The organism is Pseudoalteromonas simplex, from assembly GCF_015278155.1.
In the GTDB taxonomy this organism is placed as follows: Bacteria; Pseudomonadota; Gammaproteobacteria; order Enterobacterales; family Alteromonadaceae; genus Pseudoalteromonas; species Pseudoalteromonas simplex.
Genome location: NZ_JADILN010000006.1, coordinates 146897 through 171695, shown reverse-complemented (window position 1 = coordinate 171695; position 24799 = coordinate 146897). Strand labels below are relative to the sequence as shown.

Annotated in this window: 17 protein-coding genes; 10 read left to right on the top strand and 7 right to left on the bottom strand. The window is 42.5% G+C overall.

All coding sequences use genetic code 11. The features are described from left to right. The first annotated feature begins 3 nt into the window (after nt 1-3). Nucleotides 4-1950: an RICIN domain-containing protein gene (locus tag IRQ78_RS13685; RefSeq protein WP_323741601.1), complete on the top strand. Its 1947-nt coding sequence runs from the start codon at nt 4-6 to the stop codon at nt 1948-1950. 358 nt (nt 1951-2308) lie between these two features. Here IRQ78_RS13685 and IRQ78_RS13680 read toward each other — a convergent pair whose 3' ends face one another. The 4 genes from IRQ78_RS13680 to IRQ78_RS13665 form a co-directional block, all read right to left on the bottom strand. After that, nucleotides 2309-2743, bottom strand: a complete 435-nt coding sequence (locus IRQ78_RS13680; RefSeq protein WP_228482632.1) for a DUF4019 domain-containing protein — start codon at nt 2741-2743, stop codon at nt 2309-2311. Between the two features lie 406 nt (nt 2744-3149). After that, nucleotides 3150-3569, bottom strand: coding sequence for a hypothetical protein (locus IRQ78_RS13675; protein WP_138619600.1), 420 nt, complete (start codon nt 3567-3569; stop codon nt 3150-3152). A 130-nt stretch (nt 3570-3699) separates the two neighbouring features. Beyond that, complete coding sequence (locus IRQ78_RS13670; protein WP_138619601.1) at nt 3700-7149, bottom strand: LamG-like jellyroll fold domain-containing protein; 3450 nt, start codon at nt 7147-7149, stop codon at nt 3700-3702. Nucleotides 7150-7504: 355 nt separating this feature from the next. Beyond that, nucleotides 7505-8467, bottom strand: a complete 963-nt coding sequence (locus tag IRQ78_RS13665) for a glycoside hydrolase family 43 protein (protein WP_138599117.1) — start codon at nt 8465-8467, stop codon at nt 7505-7507. Between the two features lie 599 nt (nt 8468-9066). Between IRQ78_RS13665 and IRQ78_RS13660 the strand changes: the two genes are divergently transcribed. The 4 genes from IRQ78_RS13660 to IRQ78_RS13645 all read left to right on the top strand — a co-directional run bounded on the left by IRQ78_RS13660 (nt 9067) and on the right by IRQ78_RS13645 (nt 16451). Beyond that, on the top strand, nt 9067-11883 hold the full coding sequence (locus IRQ78_RS13660; protein WP_138619602.1) for a TonB-dependent receptor: 2817 nt from the start codon (nt 9067-9069) through the stop codon (nt 11881-11883). Between the two features lie 272 nt (nt 11884-12155). After that, nucleotides 12156-13493 carry an MFS transporter gene (locus tag IRQ78_RS13655; protein ID WP_054562984.1) on the top strand — a complete coding sequence of 446 codons (1338 nt, stop codon included), beginning with the start codon at nt 12156-12158 and terminating at the stop codon, nt 13491-13493. Nucleotides 13494-13570: 77 nt separating this feature from the next. Continuing rightward, nucleotides 13571-16015, top strand: a complete 2445-nt coding sequence (locus IRQ78_RS13650) for a glycoside hydrolase family 127 protein (RefSeq protein ID WP_138619603.1) — start codon at nt 13571-13573, stop codon at nt 16013-16015. 10 nt (nt 16016-16025) lie between these two features. Beyond that, a complete protein-coding gene (locus tag IRQ78_RS13645; RefSeq protein ID WP_194442490.1) occupies nt 16026-16451 on the top strand; it encodes an FKBP-type peptidyl-prolyl cis-trans isomerase in 426 nt (141 codons plus the stop codon). Between the two features lie 83 nt (nt 16452-16534). Here the strand turns inward: IRQ78_RS13645 and IRQ78_RS13640 are convergent, their stop codons facing one another. After that, nucleotides 16535-17539, bottom strand: a complete 1005-nt coding sequence (locus IRQ78_RS13640) for an arabinan endo-1,5-alpha-L-arabinosidase (protein ID WP_054552282.1) — start codon at nt 17537-17539, stop codon at nt 16535-16537. Between the two features lie 103 nt (nt 17540-17642). Here IRQ78_RS13640 and IRQ78_RS13635 point away from each other — a divergent pair, with 103 nt between their 5' ends. Then, nucleotides 17643-18671 carry a glycoside hydrolase family 43 protein gene (locus IRQ78_RS13635; RefSeq protein WP_194442489.1) on the top strand — a complete coding sequence of 343 codons (1029 nt, stop codon included), beginning with the start codon at nt 17643-17645 and terminating at the stop codon, nt 18669-18671. A 43-nt stretch (nt 18672-18714) separates the two neighbouring features. Here IRQ78_RS13635 and IRQ78_RS13630 read toward each other — a convergent pair whose 3' ends face one another. Next, entirely contained in the window at nt 18715-20343 is a 1629-nt protein-coding gene (locus IRQ78_RS13630; protein ID WP_055020596.1) for a sodium:solute symporter, read from the bottom strand. 261 nt (nt 20344-20604) lie between these two features. Between IRQ78_RS13630 and IRQ78_RS13625 the strand changes: the two genes are divergently transcribed. The 4 genes from IRQ78_RS13625 to IRQ78_RS13610 all read left to right on the top strand — a co-directional run bounded on the left by IRQ78_RS13625 (nt 20605) and on the right by IRQ78_RS13610 (nt 23900). Continuing rightward, entirely contained in the window at nt 20605-21327 is a 723-nt protein-coding gene (locus IRQ78_RS13625) for a FadR/GntR family transcriptional regulator (protein ID WP_054552285.1), read from the top strand. A gap of 45 nt (nt 21328-21372) precedes the next feature. After that, nucleotides 21373-22152, top strand: a complete 780-nt coding sequence (locus IRQ78_RS13620) for an SDR family NAD(P)-dependent oxidoreductase (protein ID WP_054552286.1) — start codon at nt 21373-21375, stop codon at nt 22150-22152. 128 nt (nt 22153-22280) lie between these two features. Beyond that, nucleotides 22281-22988, top strand: a complete 708-nt coding sequence (locus IRQ78_RS13615; protein WP_138619606.1) for a sulfite exporter TauE/SafE family protein — start codon at nt 22281-22283, stop codon at nt 22986-22988. Nucleotides 22989-23015: 27 nt separating this feature from the next. Beyond that, complete coding sequence (locus IRQ78_RS13610; RefSeq protein WP_228482631.1) at nt 23016-23900, top strand: SMP-30/gluconolactonase/LRE family protein; 885 nt, start codon at nt 23016-23018, stop codon at nt 23898-23900. On the opposite strand, the gene IRQ78_RS13605 is transcribed toward IRQ78_RS13610, so the two are convergent. Next, the gene (locus IRQ78_RS13605; RefSeq protein WP_138619607.1) at nt 23895-24782 is read right to left on the bottom strand and encodes a LysR family transcriptional regulator; all 888 of its coding nucleotides are present in this window, start codon (nt 24780-24782) and stop codon (nt 23895-23897) included. The two genes, IRQ78_RS13610 and IRQ78_RS13605, sit on opposite strands and share 6 nt — an antisense overlap. Between the last annotated feature and the right edge of the window lie 17 nt (nt 24783-24799).

Sequence of the window (24799 nt, the reverse complement as noted above, 5' to 3'; positions counted from 1 at the left end):
ATCGTGAAAACAACAAAGCTTAAAAGCGCAATGCAAAAGGCTGGCTTAGCCAGCGTATTTGCCTTGTCGTTTGGCGCTCTGACGGGCTGTCAGACTACGGCTGAAGACAACACAGCCAAAGCAGATATCGCAGCCACAGCAAAAGCGCCAATCCAAGATAATGGTATTTTTACTAATCCTCTTTTCCCAAATGGCGCCGATCCATGGCTTGAGTATTGGGATGGTAACTATTACCTAACTACAACAACGTGGACTTCTGAGTTAGTGATGCGTAAATCACCAACATTAGCGGGCCTTGCTGATGCAACACCTATCAATGTTTGGTCTGATGCAAACCCTGAGCGTTGCTGTAACTTCTGGGCGTTTGAATTCCATCGTCTAAAAGGGCCAAACGGCTACCGTTGGTACATGATGTACACAGCCGGTACTGATGGCACTTTAGATAACCAACACTTAAACGTACTAGAAAGTGCCGGTGACGATCCTATGGGTCCATACGAATACAAGGGCGCATTAATGCCTAACGTATGGAACATCGACGGTAACTACCTAACGTACAAAGATAAGTTGTATGTGATCTACTCACAATGGCAGGGTGATCAGCAATTAAACATTATTGCTGAAATGGAAAACCCATGGACTCTGAAGAAGAACTCACCGCATACGGTGATCACGCGTCCTGAGTTAGATTGGGAAATCAGTGGTCGCAAAGTAACTGAAGGCGCTGAAATTTTACAGCACAATGGTCGTACGTTTATGACGTACTCAGCGAGCTTCTGTAATACTCCTGATTACAAACTAGGTATGCTTGAGCTTGTTGGTGACGATCCGCTTAAAGCGAGCAGCTGGAAAAAATACGACAAGCCAGTATTTGAGCGTACAGAAGAAGTGTTTGGCCCTGGTCACAACGGCTTTTTCACATCGCCAGACGGTACAGAAGACTGGTTAGTTTATCACGGTAATGATTCGGTAGAGCACGGTTGTAGTGCGACGCGTTCATTACGTGCGCAAAAATTTACTTGGAACGACGATGGCACACCAAGCTTTGGTAAACCATTAACACCAGGCGTTGAAGTAGCTCCGCCATCAGGTGAATACGGTCCACTGGTAACGCGAGTACAAGGTCAGCGCTACCAATTAGTGAATGCAACAAGCGGTTTATGTTTAGACATTGCAGCTGATCCACAAGATGCACGTGCTGTGCAACGTCAGTGTGCAAGCACTAATGGTCAATGGGTTATTGATGCGACTACAGATGGTTTTGTTCGTTTAGCGAACCGTGAAGACAGCAAGTTCTTAGAGCTTGAAAGCTGTAATGATGCAGATAACGCTAAAGTACAATCTGCAGCATGGCGCAATAACTTCTGTCAGCAATGGAAAGTAGCACCAAGCACAGATGGTAATGTATCTATTACTAACCGTTACACAGGCAAACCATTAGCGGTTGCTGGTTGTTCTGCTGCACAAAACCAAGCGGTTTTACAGCAAAGTGACGCAACAGCGTGTGGTGATTGGCAATTACGCCCTATGGGCAGTGTTGTCGTATTAAGCCAACAAAGTGGTAAAGCACTTAGCGTGGCTGGTACGGTTAAAGCAGGTACCAATGTTGAGCAACAAGCTTACACGCATAAAGATGCACAACAATGGTTCTTCACACCAACAGATACAGGTTATGTAAGCCTTAAACAAAGCGCTGATAGCGAGTTCTGTGCTGCGGTAGCTGATAACGCCTTAGTACCAGGTGCCAACGTAGAAATGGCGTCTTGTTCAGCGAAAACAGCACAGTGGCGTATTGCTCCGGTAGAAGGCGGTGGCGTGATGCTGATCAACCGCTACACAAAACAAGCGCTTGGCTTAAGTAACTGTGGTTTAGCTGAAAACACTAACTTCGCACAACAACCTGATTTAGGTAACAAGTGCCAAGTGTTCCATTTGCGTGAACCAAATTAAGTTATAAGTAAAAAATCGACTCAACCAAAGCCACTTCATTTATGAGTGGCTTTTTTGTGGCTGTCAGCCTTCAGCTGTCAGTTTTTAGCTGAGCGGTGGGGTATATTGGTGATATGTTTGTCTGCTCGTAGGGTATTGCTTTCATTACGTGCCAAGCAAGCGTGACGCCTACCATATTACTCGCCCTACTCATTCTTCGGGTATGTTGGTGATATGTTTGTCTGCTCGTAGGGTATTGCTTTCATGACGTGCCAAGCAAGCGTGACGCCTACCATATTACTTGCCCTACTCATTCTTCGGGTAGCTTGGTTTGAGCGAAGCGAAACCCAACATAATCCATCTCAAACTTTGCAAACTCCTAATTAATAAAATAACCTAAAGGTTGCCACTGGCCATTATTTTTACTCAAACTGATTGTTTCCATGGCACTGTCTTGATTAATGAATTCGGTTTTAAATTTAATAACTAAATACTCGCCATCAGGTAATCCCGAAAGTGATGAATACTCTGAAGTGGAAAAGTAAGTTCTAGACATCACTCTACCAAGAGGAACTCGCGCGTAATCTAATGCTTTAAGCCATTTTGTTTGTGGAGTCTTTGCTTTAAATTGTGGATCAGTTTGTTCCCAGCTTTTTATATATTCACCATTGTCCACTAAAGTTAACCATGATCTTGCGGTAAGAATTGGGTTTGTTTCATCGGCTGTGGCAAAAAAGCACACCCAAAGACATGTCATTAATAAAAATCTTTGTAGCGTAAATCCATTTACAGAAAGTAATAAAATTTGACGCATAACACGCCCTCACTTCGTTGATAGGGGGAGTCCATAGTACGATTGAGCTGGCTAATTTCTATACTAACAAAGTATTGCTCAGCGGGGTTTTGACAAGGTTAAGCTTTGATTTAATTCTAGGAGAGCTTTAATTTCGAACTTATTAGAAGGTTAAATCTTTTGTTTTCTTAATGTTATGGCTTTGATTTTAAAGTTAAATGTTTAACTTTTCTCTATTGTGGTAGTGTGCCTAGATGACAGATGAGATAACTGATTTTAGCCGCAAAGGAAGTTTCGTATTTCCGCACTCGATATTTCAGAGCCCGCATATTCACTGGGTTTTGACTCGCTTTTGGGTGTTATATGAGGAGTGAGCAAGGGGAAAGTTGCAAGAGCAAATCTTGAGACTTAAAGCTCAAAGCCTTCATCAAACTAACACACTCATTAGCACTCCGGGATCGCTAATACCAGCTTCTTTTAGCGCATCGCTAATTGATTGGCTAAGAGACATTATTTGCGTTTGGATTTCCATAACCATCTTGGTCTGTGTTTCAACTTGCACTTTTACAGTTTCATCTTCTTGGTTTTTGAGTGCTTGCAGTTTGGCTAATTGCTCTTTGGCAAGTTCGAGTTGTTCTTTGAGCTTTTCAAGTTGTTCAACCATTTTGCGAATATGTGCGGGGAGTTCGCTAGATACTTCTTCTTTTTGAGCGGGCTCTACTTCACGACCAGAGAGCTTATTCATTTCTTGGTTGCTGAGTTTGTAGCCTACTTTTGAGTTGGTATTACTGCTTGCTGTATCTGCGTTTGAGTTAGTTAACGCACTTGCTAATGAGTTAATAGCCATAATGAGAGCGATGAAAGTGAATGATATGTATGTATCGGCAAAAGGTACTAAAGCTTTAGAAAAAAGCCGGGTTTTCACCCGGCCTTTTCAGACAACAAATAGTTGAGGTGAGGCAGCTCACCTCACTTTGTTACTCTTGTGCAGGTGCTGCATCAAAGAGTGCTTTTATTTCTTCAGCGCTAATCGCACCGTTGAAAATTTTCAGTTCATCGATAGCACCGTGGTATGGCGTATCCCAGTAGTTAACACCTAGAGCAAACTCATTTGTTTCACCAGGAACCGTGAATACACGTGGGAAGCCATCGGCTTCTAGCTGTAGTTCACCGTTAACATACATCTTCAGTACATCACCGTTTGTACCATCAACAGTGAAAGCAACATGTGTCCACTCTTTTGCAGGAATACGGCTATCTAGTTCTGCATTATCGAAGAAGGCACCGTTATTTGCCCATAAACGCGTTAGCGCTGTGTCAGCCATCGATGGTACATAACTTAACCATGCGTTTGCACTTGCGCCGGCAAAGAACGCTGTTGTGTAATCTGTGAAGCTTTCTGGTTTAAGCCACATAGATACTGAGTAGTCATTAGTTGTGATTAGGTTATCCGGTAAACGAACACCTGAACCTTCTAGGAATACTGCTTGACCAATTACACCGTCAACATAGCTTACGCTACCGCCAGTATTATTGATGAACCCCCCCGTTGATTTACCCGCCGCGTATGCGCCGTTTAATGCACTTAGGTCACCTTCAAAGCTGTATTCAGCAGGTGCAAGTGATTTTAAGGTTACATCGAATGACTTAGTATCCGTAAAGTCTTTGTACTTAATAGTTGCAGTTAATGTCACTACTTGGTCGCCAGCAGACGCACTTGGTTGTGTCACAACAGCTGTGCCATTAACTGGTTTTAAGTACTCTTCGTTGTTTGACGTCCAGCTAATACCAGATACAAATGGACCTACTCGTGGTAATTCAAAGTTATCACGTACTGCAGATACATCACCTAAATCAAGCGCACTCTTTATGAATGCAGGGAAGTTATCTGGGTTGGTTTGGTTTGTCATTGCTGCAGCATTAATATTAAAACTATTCAAGGCATAGTCATATACAATGAATTCATCAATTTGACCTTGGAAAGGTAAGTCCCAACCGTAGTTCACACCCAGCGCAAAGTTACTAGATTCATGGCTGAACATATCGGGGCGAGGCATAGAGCCAACTAATACCCCATTCGAGTAATAGTTCATAACCCCTTCATCATAGCTAATAGCCACATGAGTCCATGCGCTTAGAGTCGCTTTTTGCGTATGGACTATTTGATTCCATAGCTCTTCACCATTATCACCAAGATAAAAACTCCAAATTAATGGATTTTCGGTAAAATGAGCAGCTCCAGCAGGTATGTAGCTAATCCAACGATTGACATTTTCTGCTGCAAAGAATAGTGGTGTGTAAGGATTGAGAGTGTCTGGTTTTGACCAAAAAGAAACTGTAAAACTGTCAGAGTTAATAATTTCATCAGGTAAGCGTACGCCGGTTGCACCGTCAAAGTTAAATGCTTTACCTGTTTGACCTTCTGCGTATGCAGCTGTACCAGCACCTACATTTAGTAGGTTGTTATCTGTTACACCCGCATCATCAAGATTATCCAGACTATCACTTAGTGAGTCTTCAAATGCATAGTGAGCAATCGCATTTTTAAACTCAGGGCGTGCTTCAAGGTTTACATTAAATGTCTTGGTTGTGCTCTCACCGTTTAAAGAGATATTAGCCGTTAAAGTAACCGCTTTATCACCGCGATCTGGCGTTGGAATGAATACTGAGCCTTCACTGGTGATGTAGTATTCATCGCTACTTTCCCAGTTAATTACAGCACCGTCTTTACCTTTAGTTGGTAATGAGTAACCTTCGTCAGCAATTGATAATTCAGTTTTGATATCTAGTGCTTCTTGAACAGTGCTCAGCACGTTTGTAGTTGCGGTAATTTCATCACGTTTACTTGCCCAAATGGTTGCACCTTCGCTTGATGTTGCTGATACAGTGACAACCATCGTTTTAGTTGCATCATCCCATTGCCATTTAGCGACACCAAAGTACGTACCAGAATCTAACTCAAGCTTAATATTTGAGTCATCAATCATGTACCAGATACCTGGATCATCACCTGTTACTGAGTGATCTTCATTTAGTGCAATATGCATTGAACGAATAGCATCTGTATTTACATCAGTGCCATGATTGATAAATTTGTAATAACCGTAAAGTTCATCTGCCACAACCATGTTGTCGCCTTCAAGCGGTACGTAGCGCTGCGGTGAAGCCATAGGCCAACCTAATGAGTTAATGAACATTTCATGTACGCGAACTTGGTGTGCTTCTGTATTTTCAGGGAACTCAGTAGACGTTTGTGGAAAACGCGTATGCGTGATTAATAAATGACGTCCTGTCGCTTCATCGTAGTAAGCAGAGTTATGGCCCGGTGATTGGTAGCCCCATGCAGGTGCTGTTTCGCCAAGTTCTTGCGTGTACTCAAAGCCGCCCATTAGTTTTTCACCAACTTCTAAGCCGCCTAATGTTGAAATATCGTTACCTGCGTTGTCTAGGTAAGGGCCATCCGGTGTTTTTGAACGAGCTACACGGATATTGTAACCACCGTTTAAGTCAAGGCCACCAGTAGAATAAAATAAGTAGTAATATTCACTTTCTGGACTGTACATTACGAAAGCACCTTCGATGAAGCGCCCAGCACCACCAAGAAGGTGTTTTCCATAGCCTTGACCAGCTTCTGGCATGCCCGCTTCTTCGTCCATAGCCAGTATAAAAATACCACCATGATGAGAACCGTACACCATCCACAGTTTGCCGTCTGTATCATAGAATGCCGCTGGGTCGATCACATTCGGATCTATGCCACCATCATAGGTCGTTTGCCCGTTATCTAGAGGGTATGCAGCAAACTCAGCTTCATTGCGATAGCCGCTACGTAAGAAAATGCCTTTGTTTGTATAAGGGCCTTCAATATTGTCGGCTTCAGCTAATCCTAAATAACCTCTATCCCAACAAATTTGATCATTAGTTATGTCAGTCGTTTTGGTATTGTCTTGTCCGCAGCTATTATAGTAGAACCAAAATTTACCATTTGGTGATTGAATTACATCGGCTGCCCAGTTACTAGGGTAACCATCGGTCCACTCAACGCCTTCGGCTATTTCTGCTAAGTAATTGTAATCAAACAACGGGCTTTCATTGACCTGTAATACATCTTGCCCGTCTACTTTTACTACTGAAGGCGAGGAAACCATTTCCCAGTTCAAGAGATCAGTTGATTTAGCGGCAGCAAGGTGTGAACCAAAAATATAATAAGTGTCGTCAACTTTAACGACAGAAGGATCGTGCACGCTTACATTGGTAACCATTACGCTACCTGATTCAGTGTATTCAACACTGCTGCTTACTGTCGGTTTTGCACTTTGCGGGTCGGCAACCGCTGGTGCTGTGTCAAGCTTAGTACCATCTTCTTTGCCACAACCTGTAACAGCCAAAGAGCAGGCTATGACCATGGCTAATTTATTTAATTTCATTTTATGTGTCCTCTTGAAACTGGGATTCATTTTTTTTATTCGATTGTTGTCAATAAAATTGCCGCGTGCCTATATCAAACTAATAAGAACGTAGTATTGTAATTTTATAGTATGATTTAAAATGTGCAAATACTTTTGCAAAGGTAATTGGTATGTAAACATGAAGTATCAGTGTTTACAATATGTACAGTGTGATTTTAATTTTCTCAAGTTGTCATTTTTGGCGTTTTTTTCGGTATTTTTGCGCTATTAGGGAAGTTTTTTACTTATCTGAAAGAGAGGATTTTCCGTTAAATTTGTTTATTTGTATTACATTTGAACATTAAAAAGGGCTCTTAAAGAGCCCTTTTTGATATTACTTGTCTTGTTTACTTAGACCTTCAGTGGTCATGATAATACGTTTAAGTGTGCCATCTTCGTTGTAGTAAAGTGGCTCAATCGCCACTGAGCGACGAAAACGCCCGCCACTTGGTTTGCCATCAATCGGTGGTACAGCACCAGTATGGTAAATAAAGTAGTCTTTACCTTTGTACTCGATGATTGATTGGTGGTTGGTTTCGCTGTTACCTGCGATCTCATTCAAGATACCTTTATATTCCCATGGTCCGTGAATACTTTTACTCATGGCATAACAGATCTTCTCTGGGAACTCACACGCGTACGAAACATAGTAGTTGTCGTTTTTCTTATGAACCCATAACGCTTCCGTAAAGTTAGGCAAGTCTAGCGTTTTAATTTCACCATCAAGAGACAGTAAGTCGTCGCTTAGCTTTACGTATTTTGGCATTAAGTTACCAAAGAACATGTAAGTATCGCCGTTTTCTTCTGTATAAATAGCAGGGTCGATGTCGTCCCAATCATTTGGCGTATGCTTGGTCATATCATCGGTAACCAATGCATGGCCAATCGCGTCTTTAAATGGACCTGTTGGTGATTTAGACGTCGCAACACCAATTGCAAAACCTGGTTTTGTGTCGTTGTGACGAACGGTTGTAAAGAAATAGAAAGTGCCATCACGCTCAATCATGTGTGAAGCCCATGCTTCGCCCTTAGCCCACTTAAAGTCGGTTGCTTTCATGATTGGGCCGTGTTTTTTCCAGTTCACCATGTCTGTTGATGAAAAGACTAACCAGTCGTGCATTTCAAAAAACACATCATTATTAGGTGCTTCATCATGACCTGTATAAAGGTATACGGTGTCATTGTGAACAAGTGCTGCTGGATCTGCAGTAAATACATCGGTGAATAATGGGTTTTGTGCAACGGCTAAGCTGCTCGAAAAAAGCAATGGCAGCGCTAACGCTTTCAATTTCTTCATGAGTGTCCTCTGTGACTAATAATTGTTGTTCGAACTGCAGCTTTTGTACTTAGAGCTCGCTCTGAATGACCAGATAATACACAGTGTATGCCTGATTATACTGAGTAACTGATTGTTTACATCGAAACAAACCAGTAAAAGTGCAGCAAAAAATAACTTTATATTGTATTATTGTATTTTTATCATAGTAGCACCAAAAAACGCCAGGTAAATAACTTGTTAGCCCTTTTTAGTTGCTCTGGATGAACAAAAGACAAATAAAACAAGCAAACAAATAAACGCTAAGTGACTGATAATAATGGGTCTACATAAATTCCCAAGATAAAAACGCAGCCCTTTTTTAGTTTGTAACGTGTTATAATTACAACGTTTTTTGTAAACACTATGGCACTAATTTTAATTTGGCTTTTTGAGTTGACTGTTAAATAATCATACAATATGATCAAAGTTCAGGCAGCAATGTATTAACATAATAAAATGTAGACACACTCGCGCACCGTTTTGACAACACACGATGCACAATGCAGTGGTCACTCTTCGGTAACTGAATGGGGAAAGTTCAGCGGACCGATATAACTATAATTTGGAGAACACCGCTTATGTTTAAAAGAACACACATAGCCAGTGCTGTAGTTATGGCATTTACCTGTCAATTTGCTTTTGCACAGGAGGAAGCACCAAACACTCCTGAGAATAACGTCGATGAGATGGAAGTTATTCAAGTATCAGGTATTCGCGGCAGTTTAAACAAAGCGCTAGATGAAAAACGTGCAAGCGTTCAAATCGTGGATGCAATTGTTGCTGAAGATATTGGTAAATTCCCTGATAACAACGTAGTTGAAGCACTACAACGTGTGACAGGTGTACAAACAACAGGCCGTGGTGCTGGTGAAGTAAGTGCAGTTTCAATCCGTGGTCTTACTGATGTTAATACCACAGTGAATGGCCGTGCTATCTTTACAGGTGCGGGTCGTGATGTGGCGCTGCAAGACATACCTGCAAGTTTACTTTCGGGTGTAACAGTTTATAAAACTCGTTCGGCGGATCAAATTGAACGTGGTATCGCAGGTGCGATCGATATCAAAACCCACCGTCCTTTCAACTTCGAAGGTGAAAAAGTTGTTTTAGCGGCACGTGCGATTTACTCAGATCAACCAGATGAAGTTGATCCAAATATCAGTGCGTTACTTTCTAACCGTTGGGAAATCGACGGCGCTGGTGAGTTTGGCGCACTTTTCAATATTTCTTATGCTGAAACACATTACCGCGATGACACCATCACAGCGGGTGCAGCGTTCCCATTCTTTACTGATAAACCACAGTACAACTACTCACCGTACTCACGTGTACCAAATGAATTTTGGACTCAAGGTACTGAGTTAGGTCTACCGACTGCGGCAGGTTCTACTTTAGACGTAAATGGTGAGCCAACTGAATACTTACTTGCACGTGATGCTATTTTTGGTACTTCATTCACTGGTCTTCGTAAGCGTCCAGCTGCGTCTGTCTCTTTACAGTGGGCACCTAATGAAACACTCGAAATCACAGCTGAAGGTTTCTACACAGGTTACGAAAACGAATCGCAAAACGCGATGTGGTTCTCAAATACATTCGAAAACGGTAACGGCTTCATCGAAACACCAACGGTGTTTGATGGCACTAACGTAGTTAAAGAAAAGCAAGCGATTGGTGCTGGCGGTTTCCAAAGTGGTGACTTTTCATATGGTAAAACAGATAGCTACTTATATGCATTAGGTGCCGAGTGGCAAGCAAGCGATTACCTAACCATCAACACAGAAGTTGTTTACCAAGACAGTGAGTACGAAACAGATTTCTTCGCAATGCGTTTTGACCGCACTGCATATGGCTTAGATGTAGACTTTAACGATAAAGACGGCGTACCAGGTATTGCGTTTTGGGATGATCCAAACACAGCGGTAAACGAAGCAGATATGGCTGCTATCGAAAACTGGAATGCAGGTACTGTTTATGACAATGGCGGCGGTAACGCGGGTGACGCATTAACTTTCACATTTGATGCTGAATACCTAATTGGTGGTACTTATTTTGATAAAGTGAAGTTCGGCGGTCGTTACGAAAAACGAACTGCGCAAGAGTACACGCGTGGTCAAGAGGCTGGTATTGCTAACACCTCAGTGGCTAGCTTAATTGAACAGCTAGCAGCGGCGGGGGCATCTGGCGATGGTACAGGCATTGTGTTCCAAGTTGATGACTATTTCGATGGCCGTGCTGATGTATTCAATAGCTTTGTAACTGCTGACGGTGGCTACATGCTAGATAACGGCGATGCTGTCCGTAGCGTATATGGCCTTGAAGCTGAAGACGTATACAAAACATTTGATATCGAAGAAAACTCGTACGCGCTATATGCAACAACTAACTTTTTCTTAACGGAAGATATCAGCGGTGAGTTTGGTTTACGTTATGTAAGCTATGAGCAAGACATGGACTTTGTTGCTGAGTCTGGCGGTATGAACTCAAATGTATTTGAAGAAAGCTCAGCAAGTGCTGATAGCAGCGCATTACTACCAAGCTTAGTACTAAACTGGAACATCACTGATGATGTAGTGGGCCGTGTCGCGTACACAGAAACACTACGTATGCCTAACTTTGCTGACTTAAACGCGCTGCAATACTGGTATGATCCTTTAACAGAAGGTGCTACCTACGGTACAGGTAATGGTGGTAACCCAGATCTTAAACCAACAGAATCAAAGAACTATGATGTATCACTTGAATGGTACTTCGCAGATACAAGCTCACTTTACGCAGCTTACTTTTACCGTGAAATTGAAGGCTTAGTTGTTGCGGGTCGTAAGCAAGTTGTGCGCGAAGGCGATGATGGCGTAACACGCCCATATGTATTAAGTGCACCAGTGAATGCTTCAAACGGTGAACTGTCTGGTTTAGAAGTTGGTTTAGTTTACTTCCCAGAAAACCTACCCGAGTACTTAAATGGTTTTGGTGTGCAAGCAAGCTACACGATGCTTGACTCAGAGCAAGATACACCTGAATTCAATGAGCTAGGTGAAATCTCTGGGTATGTTGATTCGCAAATGGCAGGTGTTTCTGATGAATCATACAGCATCGTAGGTATCTACGAGCGTGATTCATTCGACATGCGTTTATCTTATGTATGGCGTTCTGAGTTCTACACAGGTAACGAAGCGGCAATCTTTGCTAACCCGATTCAATTCTGGAATCGCCCTGAGCAAAGCTTAGATTTCCAATTTAGCTACAATGTGAATGATGATTTAGTAGTTACTTTTGATGCAACGAACATCCTAGATGACGTATATCAAAGCTATTACGGTGAAGGTAACGACAACCTATTTAACTTTGGTAACGGTATCTACTCACGCACATTCGCACTTGGTGCACGTTATTCTTTCTAAATTTCTTTTATAGACCTAAAAACCCCGGCTTTGCTGGGGTTTTTTATTGGTTTTTATAAACCAAACCATCGGTCGAAAAGAGTTGCGATTTAATAAGTATGATAATACTATTAATTAGATTAGCATTAAATTTACAAAAATAACGAACGCAATGGCCAAGCTGTGTAATATCTAAGGCTGTAAATTTATTTGATACGCAGTGTTGAAAACTTTTTAGCATTGCTTGAAATAGTGAGCGGCGGCTCATTATTGACCAATTAGGGTGTTGTTGTATGGAATCTCAAAAGTTATCCGTTGTAGAAAAGGTCGGCTTTGGTGCCGGCGACATGGCAGTAAATGTCATGGTTGCAGCGTTATTCTATTTTATGTCTTTCTTTTACACCGATATCTACGGGCTTGATCCGGTTGATATGGGTGTGTTGTTCTTAGTGGCGCGTTTTGTTGATGCCTTTACCGACCCTTTAATGGGGGTGATCACCGATAAAGTGAAAACCCGTTGGGGTCAGTTCCGTCACTGGTTCTTATTTTTATCTGTGCCATATGGTTTATCGGTCGTACTGTTATTTACCACGCCTGATTTCGACTACAACATGAAGTTAGCTTGGGCTTATGCCACATACTTGTTTGCGACCTTGATGTTTACCGGTGTTGCTATCCCTTATATCTCTTACATTGGTGTATTAACTGCCGATCCTAAAGAGCGTTTGTCAGCTAATGGCTACCGTATGTTCTTCGCTAAGATTGCCAATGTGGTGATCGTATTTTCAGTACCGCTGCTTGCCTCATATTGGGGAGATGGCAGCTTGTCGTATGGTTATAAACTGGCAATGGCATTAGTATCGGCTTGTGCCGTAGCACTATTTTTGTTTTGCTTTTTTACTACTCGCGAACGTATTACCCATGAGCCACAAACCGAAGGTGTACTTACACAATTAAAAGTACTTATTAAAAACGACCAATGGTTACTCCTGTGTGCAGCATGTGTGCTTGGTACGCTTGGCTATGCGATTCGTGGCAGTGTTGCTATGTATTACGCAACCTATTACTTAGGTGTACCAGATTTAGCGGGTGCCTTTACCAGTGCGGGTATTGCAGCATCTATTGTCTCAATGGTGGCAAGTACGTGGATCACCCAGCGCTACTGTAAAATGAAGCTATTCCGTCAATCACAAATTGCCGTACTATTTATTTCATTACTAATGTACTTTGTAGTGCAGCCTGGCGATGTGATGACGGCGTTTGTGCTTTATATCATCTTGTCATTTGTGGTTGATTTACATGCACCAGTATTCTGGTCTGCCATTGCTGAAGCCGTTGATTACGGTGAAATTAAAGACGGCGTTCGTGCATCGGGCCTATCGTTTGGTGGTATTTCATTCTGCCAAAAAGCTGGGGGCGGTTTAGCGGGCTTAGCAGGTGGTTTATTATTGGCATTTTTTGAGTACAAGCCTAACGTTGAGCAAACCGAATTTACCCTTATGGGCTTAGCACTGATGCTAACTATCATTCCGGGTGTATTCCACGCCTTACTAGGTCTGATTTTGAAAAAATACAAAATTACCGATGAGTACTATACGGATATGGTTATTCATAAGCGCCTACCAAAATAACCACTCTTTAAACGCACACACTAACTAAGTGTGTGCGCTTTGCTCTTTAAAATAATAATTCGCTGGGAGACAACAGTATGAACACATTCAAGGTTAGCTATTTAGCAAGCGTTTGCGCTGCAATATTAACTGTGACCGGTTGCAGTGAGCTGCCAACAGACAGTAAACAAGCCGCTTCAGTGGAGCATGCTGAACATACCAGCGAACAACATTTATTTGCCCTAAACCAAGTAAGTTTAAGCGCCAGCCCGTTTTTACATGCACAGCAAACTAATGTGCGTTATTTATTAGCTCTTCATCCAGATCAGCTGCTTGCTCCTTATCTGCGTGAAGCAGGTCTTGAGCCAAAAGCGCCTAACTATGGCAACTGGGAAAGCACTGGCCTTGATGGCCATATTGGCGGTCATTATCTTTCAGCCCTGAGCCTTGCATGGGCAGCCACAGGTGACGAAGAATTAAAGCAGCGTTTAGATTATATGCTGAGTGAGCTGGATCGCGCTCAACAAGCCACTGGTGGTTACTTAGGCGGTATCCCAAATGGCGATGAAATGTGGCAGCAGATTGAAAAGGGTGAAATCAAAGCTGATTTATTCAGCTTAAATGACCGCTGGGTGCCGCTGTATAACATAGATAAAATCTTCCATGGCTTGCGTGATGCATACGACGTAGCCGGTAGTGATAAAGCCAAACAAATGCTATTTAAGCTAGGTGAATGGTTCTTAGCGACCACTGCCAAGCTAACTGATGAACAAGTTCAACAAATGCTGTATTCAGAGCATGGTGGCTTAAATGATGTGTTTGCTGATATGTACTTTATTAGTGATGATGAGCGCTACTTAAAACTAGCCCGTCAGTTCTCTCATAACATCATTATTGAACCCTTATTACACAAAGAAGATAAGTTAACGGGCCTGCATGCCAATACGCAAATTCCAAAAATTATTGGTATGTTGAAGGTCGCAAATGCCAGCGATGACAAAGCATGGCAGCAAGGTGCTGACTTTTTCTGGAAAACAGTCAGCCAAGAGCGCTCAGTATCAATTGGCGGTAACTCGGTACGTGAGCATTTTCATGATAAAAGTGACTTCACGCCAATGGTTGAAGATGTTGAAGGCCCAGAAACCTGCAACACTTACAACATGATGAAATTGAGTAAGTTATTGTTCTTAAAAACCGGTGATACGCGTTATTTAGACTATTATGAGCGCGCCATATATAACCATATTTTATCGTCACAACACCCAGAGCATGGTGGTCTTGTTTATTTTACCTCAATGCGCCCTGGGCATTACCGCATGTATTCGTCAGTGCAAGATTCAATGTGGTGTTGTGTAGGCTCAGGTATTGAGAATCACAGCAAATATGGTGAGCTGATTTATAGCAATACCGGTAAAGAGCTATGGGTAAACTTGTTTATTCCAAGCACGTTAAACTGGCAACAGCAGGGCTTACAGATCACGCAAGAAAGCCAATTCCCAGATGATAACAAGGTCTCACTGACCGTGAATCGTTTGTCTGAGGGGCAAAGCACTGAGTCGGTAATTCATATTCGTAAACCGTCTTGGCAGCAAGGTGAGCTGAGCTTTACTTTAAATGGACAAGCTGTAAGCGCAACCGAAAAAGACGGTTACTACAGCATCAGCTATGCATGGCAAAGCGGTGATAAGCTTGCCTTTGAGCTTAGTCCTAAGCTTTATACTGAACAGCTACCTGATGGTCAGCATTATTATTCGGTGATGTACGGACCTGTTGTAATGGCCACTAAAGTACAAGCATTTGCAAATGAGCAGCTTAACTTTGTTGCTGACAATAGCCGCATGGGCCACATCGCCGCGGGGCCGACTTGTCCGCCAGAGGCTCTACCAATCATGCTGAGTGAGCCAGAAAAATTTATTGCCGACCTTATTCGTAAACCGGGCCAAGAGCTCGCATTTATCGCCGATAAAAATGTGGCGATTGCCAAGCAAGGTATCGATAACACTAAGAGCACAGAGCTAATTCCGTTCTTCCGCTTACACGATAGTCGCTATCAAGTGTATTGGCCTCAGCAAAGCGAAGCAGAGTTCACGCAATTTGTTGCCGATGCAAAAGCGGCTGAGCAAGCGAAAGAGCAGCTTCGTTTATTAACCGTTGATCAAATTACGCCGGGTGAGCAACAACCTGAAGTCGAACACGACTTTAAAGGTGAAGGAACCCGTGCGGGTGTTAATAATGGTCATCATTGGCGCGATGCGACAGGTTGGTTTGAGTATCAGCTTAGCAACCCAGAACAAAAAGCGGTTGCTTTGCGTGTTCGCTATTTTATTGGCGATGTAGATCGTCATTTCTCAATTAATTTAAATGGTGAGCAATTAGCTGGAGTTAGTTTGCCTGTAGGTAAACCAACGGATGAGTTCTACACCATTGATTACCCATTAACAGAAGCAATGAAAAAGTCGAAAACGCTTACTTTACGTTTTGCTGCCGACAAAGACTCTGTTGCCGGTGGTATCTATGGTATTCGTTTAATCAACGCACAATAAAGAGTTGGCTATGTTAAGCAACAATGTGTTTGCGACGGCTAAAGAGCATGTTTTACCGTCGCTTTTAGATAACAGCGCTGAGCAACACAGTTTTTACCAAACACCCACAGGGCTTGGTTATCGAGTGATTGAGCAAGGTCAGGGGGATAAACCTAGTTGGGATGCTACTGTGACTGTGCATCAACGCGTTACCCTTACAAATGGTCGGGTGTTATTTGATACTCGCAAGCAAGGCGTCGCTGTAGAGTACGAAATTGCAGAGGCGATAGTGGGCTTGCAAGAAGCGTTGCAATTAATGAATAAAGGCAGTCGCTTTGAAGTGCTTGTACCTGCACATCTGGCGCGTGATGTGTACAGCGCATTTATTGAAGAAAAGCATCAGCAAGGTTGCCAAAGCCCCATGCTTGTTGATATTACCTTGGTTGATTTTAGTTGATAACACCTACTTTCAACCTCAAACGAGGTCATTAAAGCAAATAAAAAACCTGCAATTTTGCAGGTTTTTTGTGTGTTGAATAATTACTTCTTAAGCTTGGTTTTGAGCTTATTTAGGTCGGCTGGGTTAACAACCGGCCAATTGTTTTTCCAACTCATAGGTAAAATACGTAGCTTTTGCACGCCGTTATCGGCTGTTTCGTAGGCGTGTAATACTAAATAGTCTTTGCCATCAAAGGTGTACGCAGCATTATGACCAAGGGCTGCCCAATCTTTATTACCTTCAATAACTAAACTACCACCGCCATCAACCATAGAGCGACCTTGTTGATCTAAGTATGGGCCTTCGATGTTTTTACTGCGGCCTACGCGCACGTTGTAAGTACTCTCTACGCCACGGCAGCATTTATCAAACGAAACAAATAGGTAGTAATAGTCGTTCTTTTTAAAGATATAAGGTGCTTCAATTGGGCCATGTTCCGTGTTTGGGCGACTCGCAATGTGATGCCATTTTTCAGGTTTTGCTAAGCGCACCATGTCATCATCAAGTTGTACTAGTTTAAGACCACCCCAGAACGAACCAAAGCTCATCCACGGTGTACCATTGTCATCTTCGATAATGGCAGGGTCGATAGCGTTCCAATCGTCACGCTCAGGCACAGATTCAACCACTATGCCGTAGTCAATCCACTTGTAATCAGGTGATGATGGGTCAAGGGTTTCATTAACCGTTACACCAATTGCCGAAGTGTTTTTGCCAAATGCAGAGACTGAGTAATAAAGGTAAAACTTACCATTTTTCTCATACACATCAGGTGCCCATAAGTGGCCATCAAAGCTTGGTGAAATACGCTTTGCCCAACTCGGCTCATCTTTAAAAACGCGGCCGGTAAGTTTCCAGTTGGTTAAATCTTTCGACTCATAATAGGTAATGCCCGGGCCTGTGCTAAATACATAGTACGTGTCGCCTTCTTTGGTCATTACCGGGTCGTGAACTTCAACTTGCTTTGCAGATACGGCTGCGGCAGAAAAAAGTAGCCCTGTTGAAAGCCACTTCATTGCGTGTGTCACCTTACTTACGGGTCTCATGCTTGAATACCTTTTGTTGTTTTAACTCTTGTGTTCATTCAGCTACTATATAATATGTAATACAATATTAACAATAAAATCGAGACGAAATACAGGACACATTATGCTCAAAAAATTATCTCGGCTAACGCTTCTTAGTGCGTTAAGCGCCTCGCCATTGTCAGCCTTTGCTGATGCTAATAGTAGCAAGACTTTAGCGCCAATTGATAACCCCATTGTACTCAAACGTGCTGATCCTTGGTTAGTTCGCGATGATAAAAGTGGCTGTTACACGTTTATAGGTAGTTCGCCGGAATTTGATGAAATTGAACTACGCCAAGCTTGTCGTTTAAATGACTTAAAATTAGCTGAGCCGAAGGTTATTTGGCAAAAGCGTGATAAAGGCCCTATGAGTGTCAATATTTGGGCCCCTGAGCTGCATCAGATTGATGGCAGTTGGTATATCTACTTCGCTGCAGGTGATATCGAAAAACCGTTCAGTATTCGCATGTATGCACTTAAAAACGACAGTGCTAATCCGATGCAAGGTGAGTGGCAAGAAATGGGGCAAGTAACTAGCCACCTTGATAGTTTTTCGCTTGATGCCACAAGTTTTACGCACAAGGGGAAGCGTTACATGATTTGGGCGCAGCAGAACCAGCCTGCAACTTATAACTCAGCTTTATGGTTAGCTGAAATGGACTCACCAACATCAATTAAAGAACCCATTATCGCGATTACTGAGCCAACCCTTGATTGGGAAGTGCAAGGCTACAAGGTGAACGAAGGTGCTGCAGTCATTACCCATGGCGATAAAATATTTGTCACTTATTCAGCCAGTGCCACCGATCATCGATATGCGATGGGCTTGCTATGGGCAGATGTGAATGCTGATTTACTTGATCCTGCTAGTTGGCATAAAAAGGCTGAGCCGGTGTTCACCACCAATGTTGAGCTAGGTCGTTTTGGCCCTGGGCATAACAGTTTTGTAAAAGCTGAAGATGGTGTAACCGATTTAATGATTTATCACAGTCGTGACTATAAAGAGTTGAAAGGCACACCGCTTACAGACCCAAATCGCCATGCGCGAGCACGCATTATTACGTGGGATAAAAACGGTTTTCCTGTGTTTTCACCAGAACTCGCTGATTAAAAAAGGGCGCCAATTGGCGCCCTACAACTTTGGGAACGAACGATTACCAGAAGCGGTAGTAAATAAAGGCAGTAATACCAATAATACCCGCAGTATGAATGTAGTCCCACTTATCTAAGCCGGCAGCTACTTCTTTCATAGTTGCTTTATCTAGGCTTGAGAAAGTAAGACCTTTCAATTGTTCTTCGTCTGCTTGTTTGGTGAAAATACTTACCACAATCATAATCGCAACGACCACGACAAATAGCAGAATACAGTAATATAACCAGTTCATTGTGGTGATCCACGCAAATGATGAACCTGTTAAATCATCTTTAAATGGCAGTAATACTAAGCGGATCATACCAAGCACAAAACCTGATACTAAGCCCACAAAACCCGCTGTTGGAGTGATGCGTTTACTACATAAACCTAGTAAAAATACCGCAGCAATACCTGGTGCAATAAGAGACTGCACACTTTGCAGATATTCATAAAGCACATCGGCAATTAAGCTCATGACGGGTATCCACAGAAGACCTAATACAACAATCACGATAGTGGCAATACGGCCTACTTTCAGAAGGTGCTTCTCAGATGATTCAGGTTTGAATTTCTTATAAAAATCAATGGTAAATAAGGTTGCTGATGAGTTAAATAATGATGCTAAAGAGCTCATAAGAGCCGCTACTAAACCACCAATTACAATCCCCTTAACGCCGGCTGGTAATAGCTCAGCAACTAAAGTTGGGAAAGCTTGGTCAGCACTTTCATAGCTAATAATACCTTTAACATTCAATGCGTATGCAATCATACCTGGTACTAAGAAGATAAATACAGGAAGTAATTTTAAGTAACCAGCAAACATGGTACCGCGACGCGCTTCTTTAATGCCTTTTGCAGATAAAACACGTTGTACGATGTATTGGTCGGTACACCAATACCAAAAACCAATAATGAATGAACCAAATACAATGCCAGGCCAAGGGAATTCAGCATCTGAAGCACTGCGAATAAGGTGCATATTAGCATCGTTGATACGCTCAACTTCTGCCCAGCCACCTACTTTATCTAGTCCAACAACTAATATGACCAAGGAGCCAATAATGAGCACCGGAGTTTGCAACACCGAGGTCCACATAATGGCTTTCATACCGCCAAGTACCGTATAAATACCGGTGATCACGACAAGGCCAATTGCTGAAATCCAGAAGAAGTCGATACCCCAAATGCTCTCAATACCCAAGATTGTTTTAAATGCGATACCGCCGGCATAAACCGTTACCGCAACCTTGGTTAATACATAACTAATCAATGAGATAACAGATAAGAAGGTACGTGATTTAGAGTTAAAACGGCGCTCTAAGAATTCAGGCATGGTGTAGACTTTACTACTCCAATAGAAAGGCACGAAAATCCAACCGAGTAGTAGAATGATCCACGATTGCATTTCCCAGTGAGCCAGTGCCATACCCGATTGTGCGCCTGAACCTGAAAGGCCCACTAAATGTTCCGAGCCAATGTTCGATGCGAAAATAGAGGCACCAATCACTAACCAACTTGCATTACGACCCGCTAAAAAGTAATCAGCGGTGTCTTCTTCTTTTTGTCGCATAGACATCACGACAACGCCTAGTAACAGGACAAAAAATCCTGCTAGCACTGCCCAGTCTAAGGTACTTAGTTCGACCATCGTGTGTTCCACCTAATTTTGAAAGAGAATTTTGCTTTTTTAGTTGTTGAATAAAAATATTATATTATAAATAAGGTAAGTGAAAGAGATTTGTTAAAATAAGGTGACAGTCTGTAGGTAAAATGGTGACTGTATTGTTTGAAATATAGACACTTGTATTAGGCTGTTTTTTGCTTGTTATTGATTTTAATCAATTATTTCCAGGATGACGGAATAGCTTTATAGATGTATCATATTACTCAGATCTTTTGAGGAACACACATGGCGCGTTTAGAAAATTTAAACCTATCACAACAAGTTACCAATGAGCTTGGTAAAGCAATAATTGTTGGTGATTATAACACTGAAACGGGGCTACCAACCGAAGCACAACTTTGTGAAGTGTATGGTATTAGCCGCACAGCTGTTCGTGAAGCAGTGAAAATGCTTGCTGCAAAAGGACTGATTTCTTCTCGTCCACGACAAGGTATTCGTGTTGAGTCGGCGGAGAACTGGAACTTATACGACACAAGCGTATTAAAATGGTTGTTAGAAAGCAGCCCATCACTTTACGTACTTAAAGAATTTCTACAAGTGCGCTTGGCGATTGAGCCACAAGCAGCAGCACTTGCAGCAAGAAAAGGCGACCAAGCAGCCATTGCAGAAATTAAAATGGCACTCGATAAAATGCAAGCGGCAGCAGAAGAGCCAGAAGGCGTAATGCATGAGCCAGATCTTGCCTTCCACACAGCAATTTTACATGCCAGTGGTAACCGTTTTTTCTATCAATTACGTGACTTTATTCGCACCGCATTACACGTAAGTATTCAACATACTACACCTGCTAAGGGTAATAAAAAGGCGATCGCTGAAGAGCACTTTAAAGTGTATAACGCGATTGCAAGCGGCGATCCTGAACGTGCTAAAAACATGATGACGTACATGATTGATGAAGCAATGGCGTTTATTGAAAAAGAAATCGCTGATAAAGAAGCGGCTCAATAAGTATCGCTTCTTGACGTTGTAATTACTTTAAAACAAAAGGTTATCATGCCAAATTCAAACGAGCTAAAAACAGTTTACCCAAGCCTTGCTGGTAAGAGTGTGTTTATTACTGGCGGTGCATCGGGAATTGGTGAAGTAATGGTAACGCGGTTCTGCGAGCAGGGCGCGAAAGTCACCTTTGTTGATATTGCAACTGATCAAAGCGATGCGTTATGCGCTAAATTAGCTGGTAAATATGAGTTTGACCCGCAGTTTATCCATTGCGATATTCGTGATGTAGAAGCCTTAAAAGCGGCTATTGAGCAAACGCGTCAGCAACAGGGTGACATTGGTGTGTTAATTAATAACGCAGCCGATGACACCCGCCATGCCGCTGAGAATATGGATGTGAAATATTGGGAAGATAAGTTTGCTGTTAACTTGCGCCCGTGTTTCTTTTCATCGCAAGCTGTAGTTGAACACATGCAGCGCTTGGGCGGCGGTAGCATTATCAATATGGGGTCGGTAAGTTGGCGTATTAAGCAAACAGGCATGCCAGCCTACACAACCGCAAAAGCGGGAATTGAAGGTTTAACCCGTTCATTAGCTGCTTCATACGGTAAAGACAATATTCGTGTGAATTCACTGGTTCCGGGTTGGGTGATGACAGAGCGCCAAATGACTCATTGGCTAACCCCAGAAATGATTGAAGATGTTCGTTTAAGTCAGTGTATTAACGAAACAATACAACCAGACCATATAGTGAATGCCGCGTTATTTTTAGCTGCTGATGACAGCCGCATGATGACAGCACAATCACTGATAGTGGATGCAGGTTGGACTTAATTAAATTGTTAGTTGCTTTAACTTAAATTAAACCAAAGAAAAAATTTTACACGATCCAAATAGTACTATAATAATAAATAATTATTTTAAACATTTGAATCTAATAGTTAGGAAGGTGGTAAGAAAGTTTGACCGACTTTGTACTTGTTTATTTAATTCTGATTATTGGCGCTTGCCTGCAAAGTGTTATTGGCTTTGGTTTAGGCATGCTATGTGTGCCTGTGCTTTACTGGCTTATGCCAGAGCTGGTGCCTGGGCCAATGATTTTGAATGCGCTGTTTTTAACGTCGGTGTTAATGATTAAACACCGCGGTGCGATAGACATGAAACAGACGGGCATTTCCATTATTGGTGGTGCAGTGGGAGTTATTCTTGCTGCTGTGGTGATGTGGTATGTCAATGCGAAGCAGTATCAACTCTTGCTAGGAGTGAGTATTTTGATAGTGGTGGCGTTGTCTATCATAGGTATGAAACCGAAAATTTCCACTATTACAAGCTTACTTGCGTCAATGTCGTCAGGCTTTTTAGGTACCACAACGTCAGCCGGTGGCGCGCCAATGGGGCTACTCTATCAAGCTGAAGATAAAGACAAAATTAAAGCAAACCTAAGTGCCTTTTTTGTATTTATAAACTTATTTGGCATTATTGTATTGATGCTAACAGGCTCTGCCGATATGGCCGATGTAAAGCTGTTCTTTTTTTGCTTACCCGCCATTTTAATTGGCTGGGGCTTATCGTTTGTGATCAACAATAACCTCAATGAAAAGGCCATTCGCGGCATCATCTTGCTGGTTGCGGGTTTATCTGGTCTAGCACTTATTTTCATACACAGATAGAATGAGAATAGTTCAGCTTTTTGTGTAATGAAGCCAATGCTCGATGACACCATTAAAATAATCATTTCTAGCCAATGCCAATTGGGCGAAGGTGCCTATTTTGCTAAGGCACATAACTGTTTATTTTGGGTCGATATTTTAGGGCAGCGTTTGTTTCGTTTGCAGTGTCAATCGATGCGAGTTAGCCAGTTTACTATGCCAGAACCGATTTGCTGGGTGATGGAAACCGAGCAAGCTGAATTAATCGCAGGCTTTGCCAAAGGCATTTATAAACTAAATAGTGAAGACTTTAGCCGCGAACTCCTTTACTCAATCGACCACGAACCCTCACAAAACCGCTTAAACGATGGTAAAACGTCTCGCCAAGGCTTTGGCTTTTTTGGCTCAATGGACTCTCAAGAGCAAACCGATAGTGGCAAGTTATACCGTTTTGGTCATGGTCAGGCTCCGACAGCGGTTGATCATGACTACATAATTAGTAATGGCCCTGCGGTAAGTAAAAATGGTCAGTTTTTATATTCTACAGACTCAGATAAACAAACAATCTACCGCTTTACTCTGAATGAGCATGGCGAGCTTGCTGATAAACACGAGTTTATTCGCTTTACTGACAATATGGGTTTTCCTGATGGCATGACCGTTGATAGCGAAGATCATTTGTGGGTTGCTGCATGGAATGGTTATGGCGTGTATCGTTTTGCTCCAAGCGGTGAGCAAGTACAGTTTATTCGCTTACCCGCACCGCGTGTTACGAGTGTCGCATTTGTAGGTGAAGAGCTCACGCATCTGGCGGTGACAACAGCGGCAGTAGGGCTCGAAGACTCCGTGCTCGCTGATTACCCGCACAGTGGTGGCGTGTTTATTCTTGAGCCGGGCGTTAAAGGTATTGCTGAAACGCCCTTGAAGCTATAGGTTTTTCATTACTTGATAACGCAACTCGCCAATAAACGAGCGTGCTGCAGGACCCAGTTTGTCACCGTCTTTAAAGAGCAAATGTAACTTAGCGCTGCGACTGCTGTTATGAGTTAAATTAAGTGCTTTCATTTGCCCTGTCGCAAGTTGTGTTTCTATCGCGACTTTTGGTAACCACGCAAAGCCCAATCCATTACTGATCATATCAATCGAAGTGCGCATATGAGTGACGGTCCAGCGCTGATCGGCACCTAACCAGCCACCATCTTGTTTGTGCTTATTCGCTGAATCGCGAACAACAATTTGGCGGTGTGATTTTAAATCTTCGAGGGTAATTTCACGCTCTATCGCATGCAAGGGATGATCTGGGTGGGCGACGGCAATAAACTCGATATCACATAACTCTTCGTGAAAGCTTGCCGCAATTGGAAAGCCGGTAATAGCAATATCAACCTGATCGTTTTCGAGCAGTTCATTGCCCCCCATTAGTACAGACTCATGCAGCTCAATACGCAGTTGCGGGTATTGCGATGACGTGTCGTTAAGTACCTTATAAAGTAATTGTTGTGGGAAAATAGCATCAACGGCAATGCGTAACTTACTTTCGATACCTTCACCCAAAGTTTGCCCAATTGCCTCAACTTTAGCGGCTTCATCAAGTAAGTAATTAGCACGGCGCAGCATCATCTCGCCGGCTTCAGTGAGCACGGTTTTACGGCCTTGAATGCTGAATAATTTTACATCGAGCGCAGATTCAATTTTGCCAACTGCGTTATGAATACTCGATTGGCTTTTATGAATACCTTGTGAGGCTTGGTTAAAGCCTCCAAATTCAACAACAGCACGAAACATGCGCCACTGTTCTAGCGTAATTCTTAGCATGATGTTCCTTTGCTTAC

Bases quoted from the DNA above. Each gene is read 5' to 3' on its own strand.
- IRQ78_RS13680 (WP_228482632.1), bottom strand. From the start codon at position 2,743: ATGCGTCAAATTTTATTACTTTCTGTAAATGGATTTACGCTACAAAGA.
- IRQ78_RS13675 (WP_138619600.1), bottom strand. From the start codon at position 3,569: ATGGCTATTAACTCATTAGCAAGTGCGTTAACTAACTCAAACGCAGAT.
- IRQ78_RS13670 (WP_138619601.1), bottom strand. From the start codon at position 7,149: ATGAAATTAAATAAATTAGCCATGGTCATAGCCTGCTCTTTGGCTGTT.
- IRQ78_RS13665 (WP_138599117.1), bottom strand. From the start codon at position 8,467: ATGAAGAAATTGAAAGCGTTAGCGCTGCCATTGCTTTTTTCGAGCAGC.
- IRQ78_RS13660 (WP_138619602.1), top strand. From the start codon at position 9,067: ATGTTTAAAAGAACACACATAGCCAGTGCTGTAGTTATGGCATTTACC.
- IRQ78_RS13655 (WP_054562984.1), top strand. From the start codon at position 12,156: ATGGAATCTCAAAAGTTATCCGTTGTAGAAAAGGTCGGCTTTGGTGCC.
- IRQ78_RS13650 (WP_138619603.1), top strand. From the start codon at position 13,571: ATGAACACATTCAAGGTTAGCTATTTAGCAAGCGTTTGCGCTGCAATA.
- IRQ78_RS13645 (WP_194442490.1), top strand. From the start codon at position 16,026: ATGTTAAGCAACAATGTGTTTGCGACGGCTAAAGAGCATGTTTTACCG.
- IRQ78_RS13640 (WP_054552282.1), bottom strand. From the start codon at position 17,539: ATGAGACCCGTAAGTAAGGTGACACACGCAATGAAGTGGCTTTCAACA.
- IRQ78_RS13635 (WP_194442489.1), top strand. From the start codon at position 17,643: ATGCTCAAAAAATTATCTCGGCTAACGCTTCTTAGTGCGTTAAGCGCC.
- IRQ78_RS13630 (WP_055020596.1), bottom strand. From the start codon at position 20,343: ATGGTCGAACTAAGTACCTTAGACTGGGCAGTGCTAGCAGGATTTTTT.
- IRQ78_RS13625 (WP_054552285.1), top strand. From the start codon at position 20,605: ATGGCGCGTTTAGAAAATTTAAACCTATCACAACAAGTTACCAATGAG.
- IRQ78_RS13620 (WP_054552286.1), top strand. From the start codon at position 21,373: ATGCCAAATTCAAACGAGCTAAAAACAGTTTACCCAAGCCTTGCTGGT.
- IRQ78_RS13610 (WP_228482631.1), top strand. From the start codon at position 23,016: ATGAAGCCAATGCTCGATGACACCATTAAAATAATCATTTCTAGCCAA.
- IRQ78_RS13605 (WP_138619607.1), bottom strand. From the start codon at position 24,782: ATGCTAAGAATTACGCTAGAACAGTGGCGCATGTTTCGTGCTGTTGTT.